General features: G+C 54.6%; 11 protein-coding genes and 1 pseudogene. 8 read left to right on the forward strand and 4 right to left on the reverse strand.

Going from position 1 to position 6,258, the window contains the following annotated elements:
- From V6N04_RS19095 to chrA, 4 genes and pseudogenes are all read left to right on the forward strand, one after another.
- Positions 1-112: pseudogene (locus V6N04_RS19095) on the forward strand (IS200/IS605 family transposase); the annotation flags it as partial.
- A gap of 39 nt (positions 113-151) precedes the next feature.
- Entirely contained in the window at positions 152-400 is a 249-nt protein-coding gene (locus V6N04_RS18780) for a LysR substrate-binding domain-containing protein (protein ID WP_371171715.1), read from the forward strand.
- A 242-nt stretch (positions 401-642) separates the two neighbouring features.
- The gene (locus V6N04_RS18785) at positions 643-1,461 is read left to right on the forward strand and encodes a chromate resistance protein ChrB domain-containing protein (protein WP_371171706.1); all 819 of its coding nucleotides are present in this window, start codon (positions 643-645) and stop codon (positions 1,459-1,461) included.
- A 2-nt stretch (positions 1,462-1,463) separates the two neighbouring features.
- Complete coding sequence (chrA, locus tag V6N04_RS18790; protein WP_371171707.1) at positions 1,464-2,756, forward strand: chromate efflux transporter; 1,293 nt, start codon at positions 1,464-1,466, stop codon at positions 2,754-2,756.
- Positions 2,757-2,939: 183 nt separating this feature from the next.
- On the opposite strand, the gene V6N04_RS18795 is transcribed toward chrA, so the two are convergent.
- Positions 2,940-3,836: a LysR family transcriptional regulator gene (locus V6N04_RS18795; protein WP_371171708.1), complete on the reverse strand. Its 897-nt coding sequence runs from the start codon at positions 3,834-3,836 to the stop codon at positions 2,940-2,942.
- 95 nt (positions 3,837-3,931) lie between these two features.
- Between V6N04_RS18795 and V6N04_RS18800 the strand changes: the two genes are divergently transcribed.
- From V6N04_RS18800 to V6N04_RS18810, 3 genes are read left to right on the forward strand one after another with little or no spacing between them, the layout of a single operon-like run.
- Positions 3,932-4,039: a VOC family protein gene (locus V6N04_RS18800; RefSeq protein ID WP_371171709.1), complete on the forward strand. Its 108-nt coding sequence runs from the start codon at positions 3,932-3,934 to the stop codon at positions 4,037-4,039.
- Positions 4,040-4,074: 35 nt separating this feature from the next.
- On the forward strand, positions 4,075-4,380 hold the full coding sequence (locus tag V6N04_RS18805) for a VOC family protein (protein WP_371171710.1): 306 nt from the start codon (positions 4,075-4,077) through the stop codon (positions 4,378-4,380).
- 13 nt (positions 4,381-4,393) lie between these two features.
- Positions 4,394-4,849 (forward strand): cupin domain-containing protein, encoded by a 456-nt coding sequence (locus tag V6N04_RS18810; protein WP_371171711.1) that lies wholly within the window; start codon positions 4,394-4,396, stop codon positions 4,847-4,849.
- Positions 4,850-4,988: 139 nt separating this feature from the next.
- Here V6N04_RS18810 and V6N04_RS19115 read toward each other — a convergent pair whose 3' ends face one another.
- Genes V6N04_RS19115 through V6N04_RS18820 form a run of 3 tightly spaced genes read right to left on the reverse strand, consistent with a single transcriptional unit; the run spans position 4,989 to position 5,597 of the window.
- On the reverse strand, positions 4,989-5,294 hold the full coding sequence (locus V6N04_RS19115) for a WYL domain-containing protein (protein ID WP_476774981.1): 306 nt from the start codon (positions 5,292-5,294) through the stop codon (positions 4,989-4,991).
- Complete coding sequence (locus V6N04_RS18815; RefSeq protein ID WP_371171712.1) at positions 5,218-5,400, reverse strand: hypothetical protein; 183 nt, start codon at positions 5,398-5,400, stop codon at positions 5,218-5,220. Before V6N04_RS18815 ends, V6N04_RS19115 begins: the two co-directional genes overlap by 77 nt.
- Positions 5,388-5,597 (reverse strand): HTH domain-containing protein, encoded by a 210-nt coding sequence (locus V6N04_RS18820; RefSeq protein ID WP_371171713.1) that lies wholly within the window; start codon positions 5,595-5,597, stop codon positions 5,388-5,390. Before V6N04_RS18820 ends, V6N04_RS18815 begins: the two co-directional genes overlap by 13 nt.
- Before the next feature lie 95 nt (positions 5,598-5,692).
- Between V6N04_RS18820 and V6N04_RS18825 the strand changes: the two genes are divergently transcribed.
- Positions 5,693-6,091, forward strand: coding sequence for an SRPBCC family protein (locus tag V6N04_RS18825; RefSeq protein WP_371171714.1), 399 nt, complete (start codon positions 5,693-5,695; stop codon positions 6,089-6,091).
- Positions 6,092-6,258: the final 167 nt, after the last annotated feature.

Consider the following 6,258-nt stretch of genomic DNA (forward strand, 5'->3'; position numbering starts at 1 on the left):
GCGATTTTGGGGCCGTGGGTATTTCTCGACCACCAACGGTGCCATCACAGAGGACATCGTACTTCAGTACTTGGAAAATCACATCGCCGATCCTACCGGCGCCAGCCGGTAGTCGTTCAGTTTCAGACACAAAGACGGGGAGACGACGAAGATCAAACCAACCCCGCATTTGTTCACAAACGATGCACAAGCTCTGCATCGCCTCGCGCAGGCCGGAGCAGGGCTGGCCATTGTGCCTGAGTTCCTTGTTGCACCCGGTATCGAAAGCGGCGCGATGGACTACGTCTTGCCTAGCTGGGAGCTCCGCCCCATCAGTGTCTATGCTGAATGGCCCGCCAACGCGCCAAAGCATGGGCTTATTCACCTCGCTTTGGATGCATTGAGCCAAGCAAAGCCGTAACTCCGTCCACTTGCAGTAACGTCAGGAATTTCCTGCACCGCCCATTCATTCAGAGCGCCGCGAAGGGGGCAAATGAACCCAAATATCCAGACTTCTGCTATGCAGCGAATGTCCGAAAACAGGAATTTGACAGTATATCCTATCGGAGCTACAAAGTGGTTACAGGGGTTCGCAAGCACCTCGTGAGACGCCAGTCGAAACTTGCATCCTTCCAGTTTATCCCATTTGATGGAGGATGCTTCATGGCGTCATATAGTGAAATTTCCGTAACAACATTGGCCCGTCTGGTAGGCACTCCTGATTGTCCTGTCTTGCTCGATGTGCGCATTGATGAAGATTTTGATGTAGACCCACACTTGATCCCCGGTGCATATCGGCAACCGTTTTTGCACGTTGGTGATCTCGCCGAAAGCCTCAAAGGGCAGCACGTCATCGTCTACTGCCAGAAGGGGCTTAAGATCAGCCAAGGTGTCGCTGCAATTCTGCGCAACACCGGCGTTCAGGCAGAAGTTCTTGAAGGGGGGCAGTTCGCGTGGAGAGATGCCGGTTTGCCGATGGTTCTTGCCGAAAAGTTGCCTGCGTACACCGAGGCGGGTCACACTTTATGGGTGACACGGCACAGGCCAAAAATCGACCGCATCGCGTGCCCGTGGCTAATCCGGCGGTTCATCGACCCAAAGGCGCAATTCCTGTTTGTCTCGGCGTCGCAAGTCAACAATGTGGCTGAGCGGTTTAACGCAACGCCGTTTGACATCGAAGATGTGTTTTGGAGCCACAGAGGCGAGAGATGCACGTTCGATACCATAATTGATGAGTTCGGCATTGAGAACGAAGCGCTCGGCAAGCTTGCAACTATTGTACGCGGTGCTGATACCAACAAGCATGACTTGGCACCCGAGGCAGCCGGGCTGTTGGCAGCATCCCTGGGATTGTCGCGCATGTACCGCGATGATCTTGAACAGCTCGACGCGGGTATGTTGCTCTATGATGCGCTCTACCGGTGGGCACGTGATGCGACAGCCGAAGGCCACGACTGGCCTGCCTCTTCCAAGAAGCCATAATCATGACTGGTTTAGGCAACACCCCTACAGATGATGCGCCGTCTTTGGGAGAGGTGACGCGGGTCTGGTGGAAAATCGGTATCCTATCGTTTGGGGGACCTGCTGCTCAGATTGCATTGATGCACAAGGAGGTGGTCGAAGACCGTGCCTGGCTATCCGAACAACAGTACCTGAACGCGCTGAGCTTCTGCATGCTGCTGCCAGGCCCTGAGGCCATGCAGCTTGCAACCTACGCAGGCTGGCGGTTGCATGGCACTTTGGGTGGTCTAATTGCGGGCCTGTTGTTCGTGATTCCAGGCGCTGTGGTTATAATGACCCTTGCTGCGATCTATAGTGTCTACGGCAACGTGCCTTTAGTCGCGGCGCTCTTCTACGGGATCAAGGCGGCCGTTTTGGTGATTGTGGTCGAGGCGCTTTTGCGTATCGCCAAGAAAGCGCTGTCGAGGCGTGTCCATTGGGTCATTGCCGGTTTGGCCTTCGTGGGGATATTCTTTCTCTCCATTCCATATCCTTTAATTGTGCTGCTGGCGGGCCTTGTGGGGTGGTTTTTGGGTACCGCAAGAGAAGAGCAAAAGGTCGTCGATATGGCGCATGTCTCGATCGGGAAGACTTTTGGCACAATTGTTGGTTGGCTTGCGATCTGGTTGCTTCCCCTTTTTGCTTTGATGTGGTTGGGCGCACCGGACCTGCTGGTAGAGGTTGGCAAATTCTTTTCGACGCTTGCCATTGTCACTTTCGGCGGTGCTTACGCGGTTCTTGCTTACATGGCGCAAGACGTTGTCGTCCAATTCGGCTGGCTGTCCGCCGGAGAGATGGTTGATGCATTGGGGCTGGCTGAAACAACACCTGGTCCGCTTATCCTCGTGACACAGTTTGTGGGTTTTTTGGCGGGGTTCAACGAAGGCGGACTGCTCCTTGGATTGGCGGCTGGTCTTGTAGCACTTTGGGTTACCTTTGCGCCGTGCTTTCTTTGGATATTTGCTGGCGCTCCTTACATCGAATGGATTTCGAACCAACCTCGGCTGAAAGGCGCGCTTAGGGCGATCACTGCTGCAGTGGTCGGAATCATTCTGAACCTGTCGATCTGGTTCGCGTTGCACGTGCTGTTCTCAAGCGTAACGCAAAACAAGTTGGGACCAATCACGCTTTGGCAACCTGAGATAGCTTCGTTCGAATGGCTGGCAGGGTTAATCTTTGCATTTAGCTGTTTTCTGGCATTCAAACTGCATTGGGGGATCATAAAAGTCTTGGCTGTCGCATCATTTCTTGGCGCTGTTCTTCGACTGGCGGTTTGACTTGGTCGCAGTATTATTATGCCGCCTCCAACAAAGAGCGGACATCGCCAAAACGCCGTGAATGACGGCGAAGTCCACACCAAAGCCCTCCACCGATTGCGGCAGTTAGTAGGTGTACGAACGCCTCCTTTGTTGGCCGCGCCGCAACAACCGGATCTGACGTTGAATGCTTCTTCTAGACCATCAATTGAGAGCGAGCGGTTTTGGCATTTGCTTCTCAACAACCTCAACTGCACGATCTACAAATTCTCGCACTTTTGGATCGATGAATTCGCGATCAGCGTAAACTAGACTGATGGGGAGTTCTGCGCCCACTTGGTCAAGAAGCAGGGGAACAAGACGCCCGGCGCGGATGTCGTCGGCCACGATCGCAGATGCAATAAGTGTGCAACCCAAACCTTCGATTGCAGCTTCGCGGATCAAACCAATTTCGTTTGCAGAGAGCCGCCCTCCGACTGTGACCGATCCTCCTTTCCATTTTGGCCAAGCGTTGTTCGGAGTCCATCCACCGGAAAATCCAACAACGCAGCTATGTTTGGACAGGTCTGCCGCCTGTTGGGGAGTTCCCATGCGTTCCAGATATTCTGGCGACGCAACAACAATCAGACGATCCGTGTGAAGCCTGCGCGCGATTAGGTTTTGGTCGCTGATCGGTCCTATACGCATGGCGACATCCACACCTTCTGACAGCAGATCGACATGCCGTGTCGTGGATTGCACCTCCAAGTGGACTTCCGGGAAATCGCACAGAAAGTTAGTGAAGAGGTTCAAGAAATGAGGACCCGCCATCGAAACACGCAGCAAGCCACGTGGCGTTTCGTCCAACCTGCGAACCGCATTCCAAGCTTCATCCGCATCTGCGACAATACGCTGCGCTCGCCGCAACAACTCTTCACCTGCGTGAGTCAGCGCCAGTTTCGTCGTGCGTCGCAAGATCAGGCGGACACCGAGATCGGTTTCGAGACCCGCCATCCGGCGGCTGAGCGTCGCCCGTGGCAGCCCAATGATACGCGCAGCTTCTGAAATGCTACCTGCCTGCATCACAGCTAAAAACTCTCGCATCCGGTCCACACTTGGCATGTGTTCTGAGTGAGCAGGTGATGTATTTTTTTTCGGTCTAGTAGTATCCATGACACAAGCATATCTCTCAACTATCAACAAGGGAAGGCCGCGACATGCTCGACATCTCACACTTCGACCACATTGGAATTCGTATCAGTGATCGCGACAGCTCTGTTGCGTTCTATGAACTGCTGGGCTTTGAACTGATCGCTGATCGCTGATCGCTGATGGCGGCTTTGGCGCGGGACATCCTCTTGTGATGCTGCATCCCTCGGGCATCAACATCAATCTGCTTGGACCAGCGAGCGCCAAGGCAGGTGAGAACGTCCTCATGGATGAGACGTCCAAGTATCCGGGCATTACACATCTCGCGGTGAAGGTGAAAGATGCCGATGCAACAGAAGCCTTTGTCAATGAAAGCAATATTACGATCACCGGACGACGCGAGTTCAAGGGTACTAAGACCATCTTCATTCGCGATCCAGATCGCAATGTATTGGAGCTTGTCGGTCCCGGGCCATCTGTGGCCGAGTTGATCGCCGATCATATTCACGCGAGCTAAGGAGCGTTCAAACATGCGACCTGTTCAAACAAAATATGCAGACGTCGAAGCCCTCGACTTTCCGGGTGCGATCACCTTGAGAGTGCTGCTGTCAGGGTCACAAACGAACGGCACGCAAGCGGTGTTCGAAGATATTGTCGCGCCCGGTGTCGGGCCCGGTCGTCATATCCATCATGGGCAAGACGAGACGTTCTTCTTCCTCGAAGGGACTTTCGATGTGGAAATTGACGGCGTACTCTATCACATGAAGCCGGGTGACGTCGGCTTTGTGCCGCGCGAGACGACGCATGCCTTCAAAAACGTCGGATCGACGCCGGGGCGTTTGCGATATGTGTTCTCTCCCGCTTTGCGGATGGAGGAAATGTTCCGGGCGCTGTATCAAGCCCAGGACGATGGCCCACTTTCTGAAGCAACCATGATCAAAGTTGCAAGTCATCACGGGCAAACTTTTGTCGGCCCACCTCTTTAGCAGAAATAGCAATGCTGCACCTTGCACGAACGGACGCACCGGGAAGAGCGTAATTCGACCTGAAAGCCAGATGCCAGTGGGCCTACGGTCGGGCAACCGACACTTCCCATCCTTTGAGTAAAGCCGCGCGATGCCCTGGCTACCTCTGGCCGAGCACTTTCAGCTCGTCGATACGTTCGGTCCTAAATTGCCGATAATCCTCTTTGGTCTCGCACCACCTGACGAGGTAGCGCGTGCGATCCAAGAACGCGACCGAAATGGCCAAACGATGCGATCCGTCATGCTGCCGTAGCGGTCCGTGTAGAGGAGCTGCAAGCGATACCGCTCTCGGTTGGCATGTCGCAGCGTTCCGAGGGCCTGCCCCGAGTTTAAATTGGCTTTGTGCTTCCGTCCAGCACGACAGGGCGCAGTTCCTTCGGGATCGCCGAGGACAGTTTTGACACAAGATCGCGAGCCGCGCGTGCGAGTGACGGGTCTGCCTCTGATGCCACCCATGCTGCACCAAGAACCGCCGCCTCCCACTCATCGGCGGTCAGCATCAAAGGCGGCATGTCGTATCCATGGTCAGGAACTTATCCAATGCCGGCCTCGCCGGTGATCGGGATACGTTGAGCATGAAGCCCCGCCATACCGAGGTAGAGCGTGCTGGTGAGGCCTCCAATTCCACTGCCAGCTCCCGTCCTGTGATCGGCGACCGGGTGGACCGCAATATCTGGATAATCTGGAACAGGCGTTCAGTGCGACGCATTCTTGGCCCCTCCTCTCACACTACCGTCATAATGGTGAGAGGGGACGAGTTCTGGGGCAGGCTCAGAATCCGAAAACCAACCAATGTAGCTGGAAATGATCCACCATGGGCGTAGCCTGACCATCGACGCAGACCCAGAAGCGGTATGGGCCGTGCTGAGCCGATCCATGTATGTCACTGAATTCGCACCGCAGATCACATCTGTCGATGTATTGACTGATGGCAACGTTGGCTTAGGCGCAAAACGCCGCAATCATTTTGCCAATGGCACATCCGTGGTTGAAGAGGTGACGGTCTGGAAGCCGGGCAGCGGCTATACCGTCGAGCTGTCAGACATGACCGCAAAGCCCTTGCATGAAGCCAGTTCCGAAATCCGGATCACCCCAACTGGCGGCAAATCCAAGGTTATCTGGACCTTCAACTATCGCGTCAAATACGGCCCGCTTGGCTGGCCGAAAAGGTTCGTGTCGGCTGATCCAGAACGATCCGTATGACCATAAAGCCGCCATTCATATATTGACTTCGAGTGGCGGCTTTGTCCTGTGTGGATATATATGGACCCTGCCTGATTGCAACGGTCTGTTTGGTTCTGGTTTCGAGGTCGCGATTGCTGATGTATATCCGGCTTCTTGAGGCGGCCCGATATATCGTTGCCGCGAGC

The sequence above is a fragment of the Aliiroseovarius conchicola genome (assembly GCF_041403445.1).
GTDB classification, from domain to species: domain Bacteria; phylum Pseudomonadota; class Alphaproteobacteria; order Rhodobacterales; family Rhodobacteraceae; genus Aliiroseovarius; species Aliiroseovarius conchicola.

Bases quoted from the DNA above. Each gene is read 5' to 3' on its own strand.
- V6N04_RS18820 (WP_371171713.1), bottom strand. From the start codon at position 5,597: ATGCGTCGCACTGAACGCCTGTTCCAGATTATCCAGATATTGCGGTCC.
- chrA (WP_371171707.1), top strand. From the start codon at position 1,464: ATGACTGGTTTAGGCAACACCCCTACAGATGATGCGCCGTCTTTGGGA.
- V6N04_RS18810 (WP_371171711.1), top strand. From the start codon at position 4,394: ATGCGACCTGTTCAAACAAAATATGCAGACGTCGAAGCCCTCGACTTT.
- V6N04_RS18825 (WP_371171714.1), top strand. From the start codon at position 5,693: ATGATCCACCATGGGCGTAGCCTGACCATCGACGCAGACCCAGAAGCG.
- V6N04_RS18785 (WP_371171706.1), top strand. From the start codon at position 643: ATGGCGTCATATAGTGAAATTTCCGTAACAACATTGGCCCGTCTGGTA.
- V6N04_RS18800 (WP_371171709.1), top strand. From the start codon at position 3,932: ATGCTCGACATCTCACACTTCGACCACATTGGAATTCGTATCAGTGAT.
- V6N04_RS18815 (WP_371171712.1), bottom strand. From the start codon at position 5,400: ATGCCGCCTTTGATGCTGACCGCCGATGAGTGGGAGGCGGCGGTTCTT.
- V6N04_RS18795 (WP_371171708.1), bottom strand. From the start codon at position 3,836: ATGCCAAGTGTGGACCGGATGCGAGAGTTTTTAGCTGTGATGCAGGCA.